Here is a 19,185-nt window from a genome sequence, read left to right as displayed (position 1 = left end):
TTTGCCACGGCGACTGAACCCTTAAGTCCTGGGAAGCCCCCACTTCTATAAGGGTGGGGGCATGTTACTGTTACGTCCTTCATTTCGTTGTGGAATCGATTAGGGCTTTATGTATGAGTGAAAATTAGAACTTTTGCCTGTTGTCTTTGATCTCGAGCATACGAATGATGATCGTTGTCCCTATGCCCACTTCACTGTTCATTTGAAGACGAGCTCCTTTAATAAGCGAAAGCTTTCTAAATGGATTTGTAAAGCCCAATCGCTCATTTCGACCTCGTAATAGCTCTTGCTGCTTTTCTAGAGGAATCCCCACACCATTGTCCTCTATTGTGATTTGGATATGCTGCTGCTCCCGCTTGATCGAAAGACGCAGCGTTCCACCGTTTTTACTTTTGGAGATCCCGTGACGAACCGCATTTTCTACTAGCGGTTGTAGCGTCATTGCTGGAATATAGGTTTGAATCGTTTCGTCGATATTGTATTCGATATGAAGCCTTTCTTCGAAGCGCATTTTTTCTATCGCTAAGTATGCCTTCACTAATTGTATTTCTTCCTCCAAAGGGATGAGTGATCGCTGCTTCTGGTAATCCAGCTTTCCCCGGAAATAGGTAGAAAGATGTTCTAAAGCAGTTTGGGTTTTTTGCTGGTCAGTCCAACTTAGCATAATGATCGAATTGAGTGTGTTGAATAAAAAATGCGGTGTAATCTGAGCATAGAAGTAGCTGAGTTCATGTTCCACAGCATCCTGTGCTGATTTTTTCATTAATAATAAGGACTCGATTCGCATCTCTAATTCCTTCAAATTAACAGGCTTTTGCATGTAATCGTTGGCACCTAATTGAAAGGATACAACTAAGTCAGACAATTGTCCTGCGGCTGTTAATATGATGACAGGCAAGTCTACTAAGTCCTGCTCCTGCCTGATCGTCTTGCAGACTTCATATCCCGTCATATGGGGCATCATTAAATCTAAAATTAATAGATCCACTTTTTCCGTTTCAATGATGTCGAGTGCTTCCTGCCCGCTGCCTACTGCAATTACGCTGTAATGAAGCGAATAAAGCATATTGATAAGTACCTTCAGATTGGCAGGCTCGTCATCTACAACTAATATCGTATATGGCTTTGACCCTTTCACTTTTGTAGGCAGGATAACCTGCGACTGCTTCGTCTCACGAATTCTCATTTGGGCAGACGTAATTTGTTCGTTCATTTCGTGATTGTTTATTTCGTTATGCTCGAGTAGCTGCTGCTTAGTAGCGAGCGGGATCGTGAAGGTGAAGCATGAGCCTTTACCTGCTTCTGAAGTTACCCAAATACGTCCGCCTGCACTCTCCACAATTTTCTTGGTAATGCTTAATCCCAAACCAAGTCCTTCTGATTCCCTGCTCCGGCTGCTTTCAACTTGATAAAAGGTTGTAAATATGAGGTCATGGTACTCTGCAGCAATACCTGGACCAGTATCCTCAACCGATATGTGCATCTGATCTTCTATGATTTGAGCTGAGATCGTGATTGTTCCCTGCTTAGTGAATTTAATCGCATTGTAGATCAGATTGAAGAAAACTTGCTTTAGCTTTTGCTCGTCGGTGTAGACAAGCGGCAAGACCTTTGGGATCATATTGATCACTTGAACAGACGGAGCGGGCGGCATAACATAGGCAATCTCAGCAAGCACTTCCTCAATAATTCGAATTTCGATCGGTCTGGATGTAATAGAAACTTCACCTTGCTTTATTTTAGAAATAAATAAAAGATCTTTAACCAAGCCTGCCAATCTTCTACTAACCGAGTGTATCAAAATAACACTTTCTTGTTGTTTTCTTTTTAAAGGCCCCTCTTCACCCTCCAGCAGCGATTGAGAAAGATTCATAATGCCGTGGAGCGGAGTGCCGAGCTCGTGTGATGTTTTGACTAGAAATTCATCCTTCATTCGGTCGAATTCAAGCAATTCATTAGACAGTTCCTCGACTCTATTATAGGCCTGCTGGGAACGATGACTCATTAGTAACGCCAAGCTCATCACCATAATTAAAAACAAAAGAAGTGACGGGATTTCGATATCCACATCAAATAGCAGGACAATTGCGAGTAGAATACCATAAACAGCAAAAGCAAAAACGATGATCAGCACATAGTCGGACTCATCCGTTTTTTGCTTATAGGCTTTTAGCAGCATAATAAAAATATACACATAACCAATAGCCGTAGTCCCAGAAACAATGAGTTGATTGAGCGGAAGCGGAACCTTTACCATAAGATCAATGGACATGTTTAACACACACAACGCCAAGACTTGAAATCCTAAGATTGTACTTAATGCAGTGACGATCCTTTTGCTGGCAGACATGTTGAAGAAATAATAAACAAAAAGTAGGAAAAACAAGACGAAAAGTGTAAGTGAAATGCCTTGTATTCCTAGTTGTAAGGACGGGTTGATCTCCGGAAATAGTAAGTAGATCCATCTTTCGTTTATCGTAGATATATGTACAGCTTGCGCTAAACTGAATAGACTGAAATAGAGCTCATACCGGAATTTCCGTTTGTGTTGTAAATAGGTCGTAAAGTATATAAGTGTAAACAGAAAATAGCCAGAAATGAGAAAGGCTTCAATGAATTTTTCACGGCCTTGTTTTGCTAATATTTGATCGCCTGGACCAAAGTAGAGCGAATTAACAATACCGCCAACGGCATAGTCATAATTAGCAACTAGTATAACAAGTTCTATCTGTTTATTTTTACTATTTCCCAGTACGACATACTTTTTGTAATCGAAGCGATATGCTTCGGTGGTTTTTGAAGGAACACCTGCTGAGCCAAGCTCCTCCCCGTTTACATACACTTTGCTCGCATTTCGAATCGTATTCAGCTTTACACCATAACGGTCATCCTCCGGAACCTGAATAAGCAAGCGGTACGTGCCTGTCCCATAAGGAGTAGCGTTCCCAGCCCTATAGCGATCCCATGCTGCAGGTACCGGAATGGATTGGCGTTTGTTCTTATAACGTTCAAAGACATCCTCATCCGGGCTTGGCACAATTAATTCATCTGGATAGAAGTCCCATTCTCCATCAAGCGGAATAGTTTTTTCTTCCTGCCAATCCCAATGCTGCAAGGAAAGAACACCATTTTTCGCGACGAATGTATTGGAATCGAATACACGAAATGATTGAAGGACAAAGTACGTTGTCAAGAGAGTGACAGCGATCATACTTAGAGTGAGCGTCTTTCTATTTTTCATATAGTCAATTCCTTTCACTTGTAACCTAAGAGGGTCCCTTTAATTGTAACTAAAATGGCGACCGAATGGATCGCCATTTTTGAAATCAAGGTAGAGGCTAACCCATCTTTCCTCCAATACAAAGCACTGGAAAGTTGATCACTTTGAACCCAGGTTTCCGTTCCGTTGTTGAGTCGTGGCCTCGCCTTATCGTCTGGTTTAATCCTGCTTTTGGAATTCGATTCAGCTAAAATGAACCACTAAGTACAACCAAATACGTAAGTTCTTCATAAACATCATCTCTTTAGGATTATACATTAGTTTAGCCAAAAAGTTCCAAAGTGATTAAAGTTGGTGTTACGCTAGCGGGCAGCATAGTTACGATAGAGAATATCCAGAAAGCGCAAGAGTATTGATGTTAAAAGGTGCTGAAATTATATTGGTTCCTAATGATTGCGGTTGCATGAACCATCGATTGCAAGCTCTTTCGACAAGAGCATATGAAAATATGGTTGGTATTGTAATGGCAAACCCACCGGGCGAGAATGCTGGATGTTCATGTGCATTCAGTCCAATCGTTTGGGATAAGACTGGTAAGTCGGTAAGCAATACAATTATGTTAGCGGATAATGTGACAGAAGGTCTTTATCTAGCTAAGTTTGATTTAGAAGAATTAAGGAACTATCGAAAGAAGGATATGATGGGAAATACATTTAGAAATAAGGCATATCAAGAATTATTAAATGATAGAGTGGAGGATCCATTTATTCGATTAAAACTCTAACGGATTCGTAGAGTCGGGTCCAATGCGTTTACGCATCGGGCAACTCGGAATGTTTCATTACGCTAACGGAGACGATAGCTCAATATCCAACTAAGACTAGGCTGCCGACATTGGATCGGCAGCCTAGCTCCGTTTATGACCGTAACGCAATAATCGTATGACGATGACACAAAGATTTCATCGATATGCCGACCGTTCGTTTTTATACATATCGTTGGGAAAGAAGACATTGCGAAGATAATTCAACGAAAATGCGATATACGGCCATTTTGGCGGCGTTTACAATTGGAGCTAGCCGGAAAGGAGGAAAAGTAGTCGCGAACCGTCACAAGTTGTTTACGATAAGTGCATATTAACTTGGATCGAACAATCTTGCCCGAGGAGGGGGATACGATGAGAAGAGACGGGCTGGTCGCGATGGCTGCATTTGTATCTGTCATGGTCCTGATTTTGTGCGGCTGTGAGAAGGAACTCCGCTAGAATGGAGCGGGCGATACCGTGGCCGTATCTCAACAGGCATCGAACGATAAACCCGTGCTGCGGATTGCCAAAACACAATTTCCATTTGAAAAGCCGATTTCCGCAGGCAAGAAATGACTGAGGCGGACCACAGCTGTATATATGGTTTGAATATGAAACTTTTTTGGAATAGCGCCTAAAGCGATCTTAGGGTTTAAAGAATTGTAGATTTAGTAATGTAAGACCCTTCATTGAAGGACAAGCATTTGCCAAGCATTTTCAAAAGCAAGCCCGTCCCCTATCCCGTTCCATTGCAATACCGTGAAAAAGGAGAACGCATTGCGAGAAACAAGTTTAACGACTACTTGAATGGAACGATCGATGTAAACAGGGCGTTGTCGCAGGCAGAAGAAGAAATCAAGCAGCAGTTGGCTGCGGTTAAAGGAGCCAAGTAACGCATGCATCGGAACAAATAAGCCTTTCCGTCCATCGGCCGCAATGTCGGGAACGAACGACAGAAAATCTGCTTGTCATACCGCCCGTAGTAGTGATTAAAAACGACGACGTCACGTTGCTCGCTGTGCAGGTGGTATGGTCCCGCGAAATGAGGAACAGGAGTGATCAATGATGAAAAGACAGCGATTCATCGCAAGCTGTAAACGGCTTATTGCCACTGCGGCGCTTGTTGGAACTGTGTTGGTTGCAGGAGCTTCGTACAGCGAAGCATCCCAGCCACCGCTCCAGGTTAATTTGTTGAACAATGCAAGCTTCGAAACGGTGACAACAGCGGGAGTGCCGGAGCCTTGGCTCGGTATCAACAACTGGGCAAACGACGAGGTCGAGGTAACGGCAGCTGCTGCGCGCACTGGATCTGCGGGCGTAACGGTGAAGACCGAATCGACTTCGCGCAATCCGTGGGTATCCCAAGTGGTGGAAGTCGAGGAACGTGCTTCGTATGATTACAGCGTCTGGTACAAATCGACTGACATCCGCGACCGCGGTGTTGCGATCAAGCTGGAGTTTTATAGCGGAATGCCATTGTCCTCCAGTACGTATGTCGGTGAGGCTCAAGGGACGTACAGTAAAATAGTGACAGGTAACTGGGCAAAGTACGAGCGTTCGGTTGTTGCGCCGGATAACGCAAAATATGTGAAAATGTATGTGCGGCTGTATGGGCGCGGGCTCGTTCATTTCGACGATGCGTCGTTTGTCAAGACGAATAATGCAAGCGCATTCAAACTGTACACCGACCAAATTTTTTACTACACCGATCACACAACTGGCTCCGTACAGACAAAGCTGTTTCTCGATGCGGCGGACTATGCCCAGCATCAGGTCGATTTCCGTGTAAAGCGGCAGTCCGACGGCCAGGTTATTGCCAGCGAAACGAATGTACCGGCAGTTGCGCTGACGACGTTTTCGTTCCAGCCGCAGTTGATGACCGTCAAGGAGCCGTACACGGTCGAGCTTGTGCTGAAGACGTTGGCAAATGTCGAGGTGGACCGTAATGAAGCGACGGTTTACCGGTTTGCGCGGCCGGCGATGCAGCCGGATCCGAACGGACCGATGATTGTGGATGGACAGCCGTTTTTCCCGGTTATGGGGTATCATGTGAAGGAAGCGGATTACGGCAAAATGGCAGAGGCCGGCATCAACACGGTGCAGGGCTGGGTTGCCAATACAACGACGCGTGTCGGACAACTGCTCAACAATGCGCAAGCGTATGGTTTGAAGGTGATGTTCCCGCTCTACTATGGCGGCAAAATTGGCGAAAACGCGGCGTTGACGACTGATATTGTAACGATGTACAAAGACCATCCGGCCTTGCTTGGCTGGATGATGGTGGATGAACCGCAGGACAAATACAGCATCGAGGAGATGACCGAAGCGTACCGGATCATCCGGACGATTGACGACAAGCATCCCGTCTACTTGACGGAAGCGAACCCGCTGTTTGCGGAGCGCAACGGCCGCATGACCGATATTTTGTCCATCGATTCGTACCCGTTCCCGAACAAGCCAATTACGGAAGTTGGAGACGACATTCGTAATGGTATTGCTGCTGTGGGCGGGAACCGGCAAGTGTGGACGATCTTGCAAACGTTTTATTATCCGTCAAGCACGACATGGACTTATTTGCCGACGATCGATGAACTGCGCAATATGGCGTACCAGTCGATCATCGGCGGAGCGAAAGCAATCGGTTACTACGCATACAGCGATCCGGATTGGTATTTGCCGGACTCGGATCTATATCCTGGCTTCGTCGCATTCCAAGACGAGTATAGCTTGATCCAGACGCTGGCGAAGAATCCCAAAACAGCGGAAGCGCGCAATGCCGACACAGAATATGCAACATGGAACGTGGCTGGTGACGTATACGCGGTCGTGCTGAACCATTCGAATACGGCACAAACGGTATCGGTGCCGCTGCCATTTGCTGGCTACACCGGGGAACTGATGTATGGAGCAGCTACCGCGCCTGTCAGTGGATTGATAGCGACATTACCAGTCACGATTGGCGCGCATGAAGCATATGTATACAAGCTGTCATCCTTTGTGCAGACGGCACAGCGTGCCGCGCATATGGTGCAGGATACAAGCGGTGCATCCGCCAACAATGTCTGGGTGGAAGGTATCAATAAAGTGTTGCAGGCGCTTTCTGGAGTGGAGAACGCGTTGACAAGCGAAAATCAACATGGAAACAGCAACGGAAAAGGGAAAGGTAACGGAAACGAAAACGGCAATGGAAATGGAAATGGAAATGGAAATGGAAATGGCAATGGAAATGGCAATGGAAATGGCAATGGAAATGGCAATGGTAACGGAAACGGAAACGGTAATGGTAATGGTAATGGTAATGGTAATGGTAATGGTAATGGTAATGTCAACGGCAATGGGCATGGGATGGGTGTCACAGCGGCGCTGCAGCATGCAGCCGAAGCGGTGAAGCAGTTGGATGCGCTGCTGGCATGGCTGCCAGGCTCGTCTGTGGCGAACAAGGTAGAAGCGGCTGCTTCACTGCAGCATGCACGTGCACTTGCGGAGCAGATCATTGTGAGCCAAGTCTCGATCGAGATTCAATTCGATGCCGAGGCATTGTACCGCGGGGAGCTTACCAAGGTGACGTATGTCGTGACCAACCAAGGCAGCGCTTCGCTTACAGGTGTTGTGTTGCAAGCGGTATGGCCGGCAGAGATTGCCGCGCCGGCATGGTCGCAGACGCTTCCGACAGTTGCTGCGCAAGCGAGCGTCACATTGGTTCAGTCGTGGACGGTTGCCGGTGGGTATACGGAGACAGCGGCGCAAGTGGACGCAAATGTTTCCTTTGTGTTTGCAGGCGCAGCAGTGCAGGCAAATCGCTCTGTAACATGGTCGGTCAGCCCGCTATTGACAGCGAAGCTCAACATGTCGTCCGTGCTGGCGAATACATCGGGAACGTATCCATTTGAACTTCAACTTGCGAACCAGAGCGGCACAGAGCAGCATTTGTCACTACAGACAAGCAGCTCGAGCGGGCTGGCGGTGCAGCTGCCAACTTCGTCGCAGGTCGGTCCGTACGGTCAGCTCGTTGTGAACGGAACCGTTGACGTGGGCGAGTCGCTTCCGCGTGGCGGCTACCCGGTGACGGTTAGCGTGTACAAAGGAACAGGGCTTGTCGAGACGTTGACGTTACATGTACGCGTCGATCGCAACATATTGACCAGCGGCGGATTTGAAACGGCGGGAAGCTGGGCATATGGCAAAGGCGCGCGTGTCACAGATGTTGTGTACGAAGGACAGTATGCAGCTACTTTGTTCCCGGAACCGGCAAATACGAGCAACCAGCTGTACACGGCAACTTCGATACCGGTCGGGGCCAATGCGTCGCTTACGTTCTCTGGTTGGGCGAAAAGCAATGCGACAACAGGCTTGGCCTGGTTCGGCGTTCGCGAGATGAATGCAAATGAAGTAACGGTGCGGTACACCTGGATTGAAGTTCCTGCCCAAACCGACTGGACGCGGTACGAGCGGTCGATCACGCTGTCACCAAATACAGCCAAACTGCGCGTCTATGCGAAACTGGACCAGAGTGCCAATGGACAAGCTTGGTTCGACGACTTTTATTTGGAGCTGCATCCTTGATCCGCAGATGAAGCGATTGAACGGGGAAGCTATCCGACTCATGGACTGGGGCCAATCACCAATATTAACCGCGGCAATCAATTTCTAACGCTTGTCTCGATGTCTATCAAAGCTAGAGGCATTTGGGAATGGGCATCCGGCCAAACTGGGGCAAGATCACCCGCTGTCGCGTGCGGAAATACGATAATCCAATGTGCACACGGGGAAATGATCGTGCTCACATTGGATGCGACATTACCAGGCAAGTTAGCGATCGTTCCGTTCGAGCCCCGCGTCCCGGGATTTCTGTACAAGAAAGATCGTTTCGAGGAGCAGGGCATCCCCTATCCCGCCTTGGGATGGACGTAGGAGCAGTTCGTGGACAGTGCGATCCGGCTGACAAAGCGGGACAAAGCCGGCAATGCGCTGCAATACGGCGTGGTCGTGCAAAAAGATTGGATGTTCGTCGAGTCGGTGATTTTGTCGAGCGGCGGAAGCATGCTTTCCCCGGACGGAAGCCGGGCCGTCGGTTATTTGGACAGCGACGCGTCCGTCCGGGCGGTACAGCGTTTTGTCGACCTGTTTCTAGTTGACAGACCTCTCGATCAAGGATTCTCCACCCAACTATCAAGTACTGCTAAGATGATGAGAGCTTGATAATCAATTTGGATGAGGTAGTAGCCTCGTTGCTAAACGGATACGATAATATAGGAGTTGCCTTGTTGAGGCGGCTTCTTTTTATTCGCGTTGAAGTAACGGGGCAGTCTAGTATTAACCAGGTAGATGGCTATCAGGTTCTCAAAAGCAATATCTTGAAATGGCATTAGGATACGCATTTAATCAAGGTAAAGCTTTCAGCGACAAAGTAATGCCTGTTTTAGAGCTGCGAAAATGGGCTAGGAATTCACTGTGGAATCCATCCTTGATTTATTGGCCAAACGGTAAACCAATACTTGAACCCGATAGCAAAAGAATGGACGATACTTTTATACAAGTATATTTCACAAAATCCATTGCTTTGACTGTGAATTGACATAGATGCTTATGCAATCGAAAACGATGCTTATTTTGGATAAGGTTATCTAAAACTGAATATAGACCTGGTATTGTGGAAGTTGTTCAAGTATACGATACAGCGTAGTTTGAAAGAATTCATCCGTTACGCTAACGGAGACGAATTGCTCAACAAAAATATACACGAGAGATATATTTTTCCTTACTTTTCGCGGTATAATTTACAGAAAAAAACTAGGAGAGCTCTGTAATGTCAAAAGTCGCTTATTTGGGCCCCAAAGGTACATTTTCTGAAGAAGCTGCACAAAAGTTTTTTGAAGACAAGAGCACCGAGTGGTTTATGTTTGAATCAATACAAGATGTGCTAGAAGCGGTCAGCAACGAAGAAGTGGATAAATGTATAGTCCCAATCGAAAATTCGATAGCTGGGAATATACACATGACTGTCGATGGCTTATTGTTGTACAACTTGAATATTGAGGCTGATCTCATCTTTACAGTCTCGCTACATCTAATTGGAAACACTGAAAGCGATATCGGCGATATCGATACAGTAATCTCAATAGCTCCTGCAATTAACCAATGCAGGCAGTATATAAAATCACATGCTTTCAAAGTGGAATATACGGACAGTACAGCTAAAGCAGCTTTATTTATAAAAGAATCGAATATTCTAAGAAAAGCAGCTATTGCTTCGAAGACGGTGGCACAAGAGTACGGTTTAAAGATTCTTCAGAGCGAGGTGCAGGATAATACCATAAATCATACGCGGTTTATTGTAGTTAGTAAAAACTCCACAACTGATATTGAGCAAAAGAAAACAATGATGTTGATTACGCCGAACAATGAATTTCCTGGAGTGCTTTCCTCAATATTAAATATCTTCTCTTCTTTAGCGATCAACCTTTCGTGGATTGAATCGAGACCAACGGGTAAAAAATTAGGGACATATCGGTTCTTTATTGAAACGGAGGCAGCACGAAGTGATCAAAGCATGGAAAAAGCCATAAAAATCATTCAAACATTCGGTCATGAAGTACATATATTAGGTAGTTATGCAACAACAATATTGTAGTGTGTGCTGAACTAAAGGAAACGTGTTGAATTTAGCTTAACGACCTTCCTCGCCAGCCGTAAGTTATATATCGACGAGAGCGAGCCTCATTTTCATAACGGGTTCGGATTTTTACTTTGGCTTGAAAATTGAACAAGGCGCTCTGTGATCCATGTTGTCCACAGAGCGCATTACGTTTTACCGTTTATTTGATTTTCTGTGTAGTTGACCAAGTTACGCGGCGCATACGATTTATGGCAGCGCGCAGCTCAAATTCACGAGGCAAGTCAAGGAAACGGTTCATTGTTGTAAAAAAGCCCGAATCGACTATATGAATACCCTCTTGTTCGATTTGTGCATATAACTTCCTCACGCACTCGGCCACATCAATCTCACGCGAGGTCGTTTTGCGAGTAAGACCGCGCATTGCAAGCGCAAGAGTTTCAAGTTCGTTGCCATCATCAGCTCCGCGTTCCAAGAAGCGCAGCATAAAAGCAAGAGCATTCACCTGCGCCGCTGTTGCGACATCGTGCAGTGCGCGAACGTCAATACGTTCATCGCCAATAACGATGAAGCCCGTATCGGATACCTCAAGCCTTTCGGAGCCGCTTCCTTCAGGATATGACGTGAAACGGCTGCTCGTTAAAGCTCTCCGAGTTGTCCAATCTGCGCTGCTCGGCGGCTTGGATAGTTCTGGCGAGAGCCTTTTTGCCCGCAAAGTCGCATCATGAATGACGAAGTCGTCCATCATGTAGATTTTATCCGCAACAGAAAGATATTCGCCGCTTCCGCCGATGACCAATAGGGTGGACACGCCGTTGGCGGATAGTTCGCGCACACGGTCGGTAAACGGTGTAATCGGCTCTTTTTCAATAAGCTCTTTCATGAGCGCGTCACGAATCATAAAATTAGTCGCGCTTCGATCCTCATCAATAAGAAGAAGCGTTGAGCCGCAATCTACAGCCTCCATTATGTTTGCGGCTTGTGATGTAGAGCCGGAAGCGTGAGCAGTTGAAAATACTTTGGTGTTGCCGCCGGGAAGCCACTTTATGAACGGAGAGATGTTCAAGCTTGAAACAGCGCGCCCATCTTCCGCTGTTATCGTAACGGCGCTGTTATCGGTTATGCACAACTCACGCCCATCGCCCGCAACGTGGTTGTATATGCCGGCCGAAACCGCATTAAGGATAGTGGATTTGCCGGAATATCCGCCACCGGTAATAACCGTTACACCGTGCCGAATCCCCATACCGCGCACACCAGCAATTTCGATTTCGTCCTCGGTTGTGCTCTGGAACGGCAGCGCTTCCTTCATTGGCAATTGAGTACCTTTCTCTCTTGCCAGTATGCTTCCATTGGCGATGAACGCACAATAATGTTCCTCGCGCAAAAATTTGCGAATCGAGTTTTGCTTTGCTTCGAGCGCGAGTGCTGAGCGCAATCCTTCGCTATCAAATTCACGGACGAAGCGCTCCGTTTCATCGGGCAAATGACCCACAAGCATGTTCCGCATTCTCTTGAGTTTACCGTGTGGAAGTTGTATTTCAATCCGAACACAGACGCACATTTGATCCGGCAGCGGGTCGACAAATTTGGTCACATAAATCTTCGCGCCTCGCCCGTTCTCATAATCCTTCGCCGGGCACAAGGCAAAATATGCCGCATTGCGAGAAAGTACCTCTCCGCCGGGCGAGTACATATAAAATCTTCCGTTATCGCTGTCCGGACGGGCTTTGTTTGCGTATTCGGCATTTACATGTTCAAAATAAGGCGCGATTCTGCGTAGGCAATAATCAGCGGCGGCGGGAGTAAAATCCGTAATGCCGAGGCGCTCTACGGGAATCGCTATTGTGACGGTAGGACGGTCAAGAGCCATACGGTTCGTGCGCTCAAAAGCATATGAAATCCCATCGCGCCAATAGACAGTCTCGCGCCGTATTTCCAAGCGATCAGAGTTCAGCACTTCGCCGCTGGGTTTGAGGTGTGTTTCTGCGCACTCCCCATCGTAAATTTCTTTTTGCACAGAAGCACCGTCCACAACAACCGTATACCGAAATGTAGTTGTGTTGCTGTCCGTGATTTGGTTCAGATACCATAAAAGTCTTTTCAATATTTTTCTCCCTCTCGGGGTGGACAAAATAAAACGCCGCTGATAAAATCAGCGACGCGAAAAGACAAAGTTAACGTATGAGTAACGTTAAAAAGTCAATGCGGACAAAATGATTTTATCAGTTACATGTTGAATTGGCCTTTTCATTTTGTCCACCTCTTTTCAAATTTTTTGAAACAGTTGTTACTGATGATATAATAACTTGTATTTATGTAAAAAACAAGGAGTATTTTTTGGGCTATTGAATAGCTGACAAATAAAGAAATTCGTTGGAGGGTATGAAAATGACAGAACAAAAATTCTCTACAGAGAACGACGTTAATGATGTTTCAATCATCCAGGAAGTTAACTTTATACATATGCCAGTCAGTGACATTGATGAAGCTATAAATTGGTACATCAAGTATCTTGGGTGTAAGGGTGCTCATAAAGTCCATGAAGAATTAGCGAGTGTTAATCTTCCATCAGGTCCCACGTTACTCTTTATTAAAACCCAGCACGAAGAACGTGCAAAGTTCTTGAAAAACGGACAGGACTACTCCATTGTTGGATTTATAACAAAAGATATCGAGAAAGCTTTTGCCTCGTTAAAGGAAAATGGCGTACGAGTACATAATTTTAGGGATGAAGGCGAAGTAGGAAAGTTCTTTGATTTTTATGATCCGGATGGAAATAGGTTCACTATATGGGGGTGCCCTATTGAGGATTACAATAGCTCGATTAACAGAACTGGTGAGCTAATTTAGTTGTCGACATAAAACTACGACTCTTTATGCCAGTCGTTTCCCATTGGTGCCGCATAGCGTATGTATGTCTGTAGCCCCGAATCTTTCGTTCGGGGCCTTGCTTTTTTCAGGCGCTCTTGGGGAGCTCCCCCGTAGCTGCCCTTCACTTTATGGGATACTTTGGGGAACCCTTTTTGAAGGCTGCTCGTCCAATAGATCGAGGTGAATGAAAAGTGGGTTTGGACTATTGAGCGCGCGGCTTCCGCGACGGAATCGTCGAGACGATCCGCGAAGCCGGGGGGCGGCACCTTGTACGGACTGACGCCAACCTTTTCGGCCAATGCGCTCTACTATAATTGCTCGACCAAGCAAAAGCCGCGAACAAACCGCAATCGGGAATGGATGGAGGCCGCAGAAAAAACATGAAGCTTAAATCTATAACGAGGCGCCGGCTCGCCGGCGCCTCCCTGACCGCCGCGCTGGCGCTGCCGATCGCGCTCTCCGCTTGCAGCAAAGCCGCGGACGAACCAGAAAAAAAAGTGCTGCGCATTCCGTTCTATGACGAGGAATCGTTCCCAAGAAGCTATGGCGATTATTTTGCCATCAAGTTTCCGGATGTGGAGGTGCAAATTATCCCGACCAAGGATTTGTTCGGGCCGGGTAAAAATTACTATGAGGTATATGAGAAATTGATCCGCGAGCAAAAACCGGATTTGCTCATTACGTATGATTCGAGCCAATACATGAAGTGGGCGAATGCCGGACTATTGCTCGACCTGGAGCCGCTCGCGAGGAAATCGAAATATGATCTGGGCTCCTTCTCTCCCGCCGCAATCGCTCAGCTCAAGGCGAATGACGAGGGCAAGCTGTTCGGACTCGCGCCGGAGCTGACGAGCTATGCGCTGTACTACAATAAAGATTTGTTCGATCGATACGGGGTGCCATACCCGACCAACCGTATGTCCTGGGAAGAAACGATGCGGCTCGCCCGCCAGTTTCCAATCGATCCCGATCCGGACAAACGAATATACGGCATACACGAAAAATATTGGACTCCTTTCGACATCGTTTATGATATAGCGAGTACGGATGGCGCCGAATTTTTAAGTCCCGACGGCAAGCAAATGACGATCCGAACCCCGCTATGGACCAAAGCGTTCCGCCACGTTGTGGACGGCTTCAAGGCGGGCAGCCTTTATTATTATTACAAGGACGGGAAACCGATCCAATACGGCCCGGACGAGACGAAGCAAATGGACTTGTTCAGCTCGAGCAAAGCTGCGATGATGATTAGCGACACCGAGCAAATGTTCCGCATGAAGCAATGGGGACAAGCGGAGCTGAATTGGGACATTGTTACCGTCCCCGTCGATCCGGCAAACCCGGAGCTTACCCGCCGCTTCAACGTTGCGCCGGTTTATGCCGTATCGGTCAACGCGGAGCATGTCGAAACGGCCTGGAAAGTCGTACAATATTTCAACAGCGAGGAAGCCGCCAAAGTGAAACAGAAGACGGCGAACGTCCTGTCCACCCGAACCGCTTTCGCAAAAACGAAGGACGGCCGCAGCCTGGAGCCGTTTTACTTGCTGAAACAAAAGCAGCAAGCCGACCTTTCGTATTTGAATATGCCGGGCTCGTTTTACCAGACGTTCCAAACGTTGACCATCCGTGAAATCGACGAGGCGGTCAAAGGCCGCAAAACGGTCGAAGAAGCAGTAAATACGCTGCAGACGGAAGGTCAAGTATTGCTGGACAAAGGATGGACCCAGCATAACGCTATGATAAAGTAACGCTGCGATATATGTTACGAAACAAGAATTTGTAAGGTCGAACGGGATTATGGATTTGAAAAAGTTTGGAACGATTATTCAACGGGAAACGATGGCCCAATAACCCTACACCAAAAAGCTGCCGCGAGAATGACCGGCAGCTTTCTTACGCTCCCTCGTAATCCGCCTTTTGGGATCGGGTGCGATGCTGAAATATTTTCCGTTCCCGATTCCGGAGCTGGCCGGATTCAACCTGAGGGGAGATGGGGCAATATCAAGATAAATAAAAAAATCCTAACTATCCTTTGTATGATCATTATGGTACTAGGATACTCAATTTACCATTTTAATGCTCGGAGTGACCCAGCTTCAAAAGCAGTAAAAAATGATTATTTTCCGGAATCCGAATGGCGAACTTCTAAGCCGGAAGAGCAAGGGATGGACTCGGAACAACTGCTTCGAATGATCGAATATTTAAAAGATCAAAAATCAAAGATTCGCAGCATTGTCATTATCCGTAACGGATACATGGTATTGAACGCAAATTTTTATCCTTATCGAGAGGACCTGGTCCATACCCTTCAATCAACGTCGAAAAGTGTGCTTTCCGCTTTAATAGGTATCGCTGTAAAGGAAGGTAAGATCACCGACATTCAAAACAAAGTATTGCCTTACTTCCCGGATAAGTCCATCGACAACATGGATCCGCTAAAACAGGAGATCACGATTCAAAACTTGCTTACGATGACAGCAGGGTTCGATTGGCGGGAGTCTACTGTTCCCTACGGGCAAACAGGTAATTCGTATACAGAAGCGACTCAAGCCGCAGATCCAGTGTTATTCGCACTCAATCGTCCAATGCAGGAGAAACCTGGCAGCATATTTAACTACAATACGGGTGCTACGGATATCCTGTCCGCTATGGAAATCAAATCGTTTCTAAAGAATGGGTTATGGAATCCACGAGGACTCACCTAAAATCGAATCTGTTCTTAGGTAGAGACTATGGATATTTATGGTGGATGAACAATAACGAGGGGTATTCAGCATCTGGTACTGGTGGGCAAACCATTAATGTACTGCCCCATCAAAATATGGTAGTTGTCACAACTGGAAGCACAACTAATTTCAACTTGCCAACACTGCTATTGGAGCAATTTATAATACCCTCTATATCATCAAAACCATTGGAAAACATTTCGATAGCAGGTCGGACGTTACAAGAAGTTTTGCACGCTGAAAGTCCGCCTGTTGTCTCCCAAACGATTGAAATTCCGCCTTTTGCCAAGGATATTTCCGGAAAAAGGTATGATTTTGAAAATGGAGCTTTCTCCTATACCTTTGATTTCCTAAACAACAACGTGGGGAGTTTGACCATTGAGTTTAAAGGGGTGAAAAGAACCCGTAGCTTTGGATTTAATGGAAATTATATGGCCTACTACGACCCGTCGGAAATATCCCCGATTAACAGTACCGTAGCTACTGCTACTTTTGATAATAACGCTATTAACTTGCAGCTTAAAGAACTACAGTCTTATGCCGAATATTTGTTAACATTTACATTGGATCACGATAAGGTCAAATTAAAATTAACCAATTTGTATAACGATTTATATCCATCTTCAGCAACTGAAGCGGAGGGAAAACTGGCTCAATAAAATATCTACAAGGCGACCGTGCACTAAGACCTTCCATATGAAGCCAACTAGATTTCATGGCTCTTATGGGAGGTTTTTCGTATCTATGGGGTTAGTTCCCTTCAATTTTTAATACATGGACAAGTTCAGTTGCTCAGGTTGAAACTTTTTCCACTGTTGCGAGGTCTAATCCATAAATTATGAGGAATGGGGAACGGACGGACATGGATTCAACCGAACTCGTGCGGGTTGCGAAGCAGGGAGATGACGAAGCGTTTTTCCAACTGGTGAGCTGCCACAAAGAAAAGCTATACCGCATCGCGCTCGGCTATCTGAAGAACGAAGAAGATGCGCTCGAAGCCGTACACGAAGCGACATGCCGCGCCTATACGAAGCTGCATAAGCTCAGGAAGCCGCAGTTTTTCGGCACATGGATCGTTCGGATCCTGATGAATTATTGCCTGAACGAACTAAGGCGCCGGCGCAGACAGACGTCGATCGTCCATGAACCAATAGGCTCCGGTCAGGTAGTCGATTCTTCTCGTATCGTCATCGAAACGGCAATAGATAAGCTGGAGCCGAGATACCAGCAAATCATTTTTTTGAAATATTACGAGGACTATACGATTCGAGAAATCGCCGAGGTGCTTGGCCGGAAGGACAGTACCGTTAAAACGTGGCTGTACCGAGCGCTTAAAGGATTGCGCAGTCATTTGCGAATGGAAGAGGAGGACAGGTAATGGAAGATCGGAAAAGTATGAATCTTGAGGCGAATGCAGATCAGACCAAACCCTCGGCAGAACCGACAAAAGAACCGGCTTCGGATCGGGACTTTGACTTTGGCAACGATGAATGCTTACAGTCGCTAAAGGAAGCTTATCGTTACGATCCCGTGCCCGAACGAATCGACGATTTTATACGCAGCGGGATGCGTAAAGGAAAGGAACTTCGTCGCAGGCATTACCGCAAGGTGGGATGGGCCGCTGCATTAATTGTTGTCATGCTGCTCGCAAGCGCACGCTTTTCAACTTCCATTGAGGCTTACGTAGGCAAGCTGCCGATTCTTCAGTTTCTGGCGCAGGCGCTTCATCGGGATGCAGGAATCGAGACGGCCGTAGAGAACGATTATATGCAGCATATTGGCAAGAGCGTTGAGCACGACGGGATTCAAGTGACGATTAACGATATTATTATCGACGAGGCCAGAATGATCGCTTTTTACACCGTTACGGACAAGGTAGGCTACAAGCAAATCAACAATGTCCGAGCGGACTGGATCGATGCCGACACCGGTGAAGTAGTCGATGGCGGAAGGACACTTGGGGAGATCGAACCCCCGTGGGTAGCAAAAGGGAATCAATTGAACGGAAATATGCAGTACTTATTGCGGGAAAATGCCTCCATTCCGCAGAGACTCACTTTAAAAGTGCAGATGGAGGGGCAGAAGCAAGATGAGGCTGTGCTGTGGCCGCTCAAACCGGAATGGAAGTTCACGTTTCGGATTGATAAGGAAAAATTCGCCCTTCAGAAGAAAATATTCGACATTAACCAAACAGTGACCTTGGAAGGGCAAAAGGTGACGTTCCTGCGGGCGACCATGCTGCCGACGGTGACCAAACTCGAATTGGTCATAGATCCGCACAACACCAAGCAAATTTTTGCTATCGAGGATTTGCGACTGATGGATGAAACCGGCAATGAGTGGAAAGCGCTCGAATATTATGTTTCTTCGTTCTCGCATTCATACGCCGATGTGTGGTCGGATCAAGCGTATACAGGAGAACTCGGCTTGCCGCCAAACCCGGTCACCCTTTATTTCGAAGGGAACTATTTGGCCCAAGCGAAGTCGCTCGAAATTGTGGGCAGCAGCATCCGCGCACTGGACAAAGACAAGCTGGATGTGCTGGTCGATCTGGATCAACAGAAATTGTTAAAGACACCGGACGACCGGCTCAAGCTGAAAAGCGCCAAATTGTACCCGGAACTACTGGAAATCATCTTACAGACGCCGAAGCAGCAATCCCCTATTACGTCGTTCGAGGGGGTTCGCCTGATGCGGGTGTCGACACCGGAAGAATACAGGCTTAAACTTTCAAGCTTTGCTGGAGGTTGTGGTTCGACGTATCCGGATCTTTCGGATACCGAGGATACTTGCTTCCGGACCAAATTCAAGGACGTCGATTTGAGGCAGTATCTTGAAAATCCACTGCGATTCCGGATTTACGACTATGGATACAATAAAATCCAACAGCCTTTTCGAGTTAGTATTTTTTAAAAAATTTCCGTGAATACATCCTTAAATCGGGGGG

At 46.7% G+C, this 19,185-nt stretch carries 14 protein-coding genes and 1 pseudogene; 13 read left to right on the top strand and 2 right to left on the bottom strand.

Annotation, left to right across the window (positions count from 1 at the left end):
- Positions 1-124: 124 nt before the first annotated feature.
- Positions 125-3,115 (bottom strand): ATP-binding protein, encoded by a 2,991-nt coding sequence (locus tag D7M11_RS33650; protein ID WP_205127148.1) that lies wholly within the window; start codon positions 3,113-3,115, stop codon positions 125-127.
- A gap of 496 nt (positions 3,116-3,611) precedes the next feature.
- Here D7M11_RS33650 and D7M11_RS33645 point away from each other — a divergent pair.
- The 6 genes and pseudogenes from D7M11_RS33645 to pheA all read left to right on the top strand — a co-directional run.
- Positions 3,612-4,004 (top strand): annotated as a pseudogene (locus D7M11_RS33645) (carbon-nitrogen hydrolase family protein); the annotation flags it as partial.
- A gap of 770 nt (positions 4,005-4,774) precedes the next feature.
- Positions 4,775-4,918 carry a hypothetical protein gene (locus tag D7M11_RS33640; RefSeq protein ID WP_193556345.1) on the top strand — a complete coding sequence of 48 codons (144 nt, stop codon included), beginning with the start codon at positions 4,775-4,777 and terminating at the stop codon, positions 4,916-4,918.
- A gap of 169 nt (positions 4,919-5,087) precedes the next feature.
- A complete protein-coding gene (locus tag D7M11_RS33635; RefSeq protein WP_120751658.1) occupies positions 5,088-8,588 on the top strand; it encodes a carbohydrate binding domain-containing protein in 3,501 nt (1,166 codons plus the stop codon).
- A 15-nt stretch (positions 8,589-8,603) separates the two neighbouring features.
- The gene (locus D7M11_RS37960) at positions 8,604-8,936 is read left to right on the top strand and encodes a hypothetical protein (protein ID WP_338042529.1); all 333 of its coding nucleotides are present in this window, start codon (positions 8,604-8,606) and stop codon (positions 8,934-8,936) included.
- 9 nt (positions 8,937-8,945) lie between these two features.
- Complete coding sequence (locus D7M11_RS33630; RefSeq protein ID WP_120751657.1) at positions 8,946-9,224, top strand: hypothetical protein; 279 nt, start codon at positions 8,946-8,948, stop codon at positions 9,222-9,224.
- 607 nt (positions 9,225-9,831) lie between these two features.
- Positions 9,832-10,656 carry a prephenate dehydratase gene (pheA, locus tag D7M11_RS33625; protein WP_120751656.1) on the top strand — a complete coding sequence of 275 codons (825 nt, stop codon included), beginning with the start codon at positions 9,832-9,834 and terminating at the stop codon, positions 10,654-10,656.
- A gap of 184 nt (positions 10,657-10,840) precedes the next feature.
- Here pheA and D7M11_RS33620 read toward each other — a convergent pair whose 3' ends face one another.
- Positions 10,841-12,745, bottom strand: a complete 1,905-nt coding sequence (locus tag D7M11_RS33620) for a P-loop domain-containing protein (protein WP_120751655.1) — start codon at positions 12,743-12,745, stop codon at positions 10,841-10,843.
- Between the two features lie 284 nt (positions 12,746-13,029).
- Between D7M11_RS33620 and D7M11_RS33615 the strand changes: the two genes are divergently transcribed.
- The 7 genes from D7M11_RS33615 to D7M11_RS33590 all read left to right on the top strand — a co-directional run bounded on the left by D7M11_RS33615 (position 13,030) and on the right by D7M11_RS33590 (position 19,151).
- Complete coding sequence (locus tag D7M11_RS33615; RefSeq protein ID WP_158606976.1) at positions 13,030-13,491, top strand: VOC family protein; 462 nt, start codon at positions 13,030-13,032, stop codon at positions 13,489-13,491.
- Positions 13,492-13,692: 201 nt separating this feature from the next.
- Positions 13,693-13,896 (top strand): hypothetical protein, encoded by a 204-nt coding sequence (locus D7M11_RS37010; RefSeq protein ID WP_193556344.1) that lies wholly within the window; start codon positions 13,693-13,695, stop codon positions 13,894-13,896.
- Positions 13,893-15,260 (top strand): ABC transporter substrate-binding protein, encoded by a 1,368-nt coding sequence (locus D7M11_RS33610; protein ID WP_158606975.1) that lies wholly within the window; start codon positions 13,893-13,895, stop codon positions 15,258-15,260. The genes D7M11_RS37010 and D7M11_RS33610 overlap by 4 nt, the downstream gene beginning before the upstream one ends.
- Positions 15,261-15,389: 129 nt before the next feature.
- Positions 15,390-16,217, top strand: a complete 828-nt coding sequence (locus D7M11_RS33605; RefSeq protein WP_120751652.1) for a serine hydrolase domain-containing protein — start codon at positions 15,390-15,392, stop codon at positions 16,215-16,217.
- 44 nt (positions 16,218-16,261) lie between these two features.
- Positions 16,262-16,897, top strand: coding sequence for a hypothetical protein (locus D7M11_RS33600; RefSeq protein ID WP_120751651.1), 636 nt, complete (start codon positions 16,262-16,264; stop codon positions 16,895-16,897).
- Positions 16,898-17,100: 203 nt separating this feature from the next.
- Positions 17,101-17,616 (top strand): sigma-70 family RNA polymerase sigma factor, encoded by a 516-nt coding sequence (locus tag D7M11_RS33595; RefSeq protein WP_120751650.1) that lies wholly within the window; start codon positions 17,101-17,103, stop codon positions 17,614-17,616.
- A complete protein-coding gene (locus D7M11_RS33590) occupies positions 17,616-19,151 on the top strand; it encodes a DUF4179 domain-containing protein (RefSeq protein WP_120751649.1) in 1,536 nt (511 codons plus the stop codon). The genes D7M11_RS33595 and D7M11_RS33590 overlap by 1 nt, the downstream gene beginning before the upstream one ends.
- Positions 19,152-19,185 lie beyond the last annotated feature (34 nt).

Origin of the sequence: Paenibacillus ginsengarvi (assembly GCF_003626695.1) — a bacterium.
Classification (GTDB): domain Bacteria; phylum Bacillota; class Bacilli; order Paenibacillales; family NBRC-103111; genus Paenibacillus_AB; species Paenibacillus_AB ginsengarvi.
Note: the sequence above shows the minus strand (reverse complement) of the source record. Positions and strands in the feature narration are given on the sequence as shown.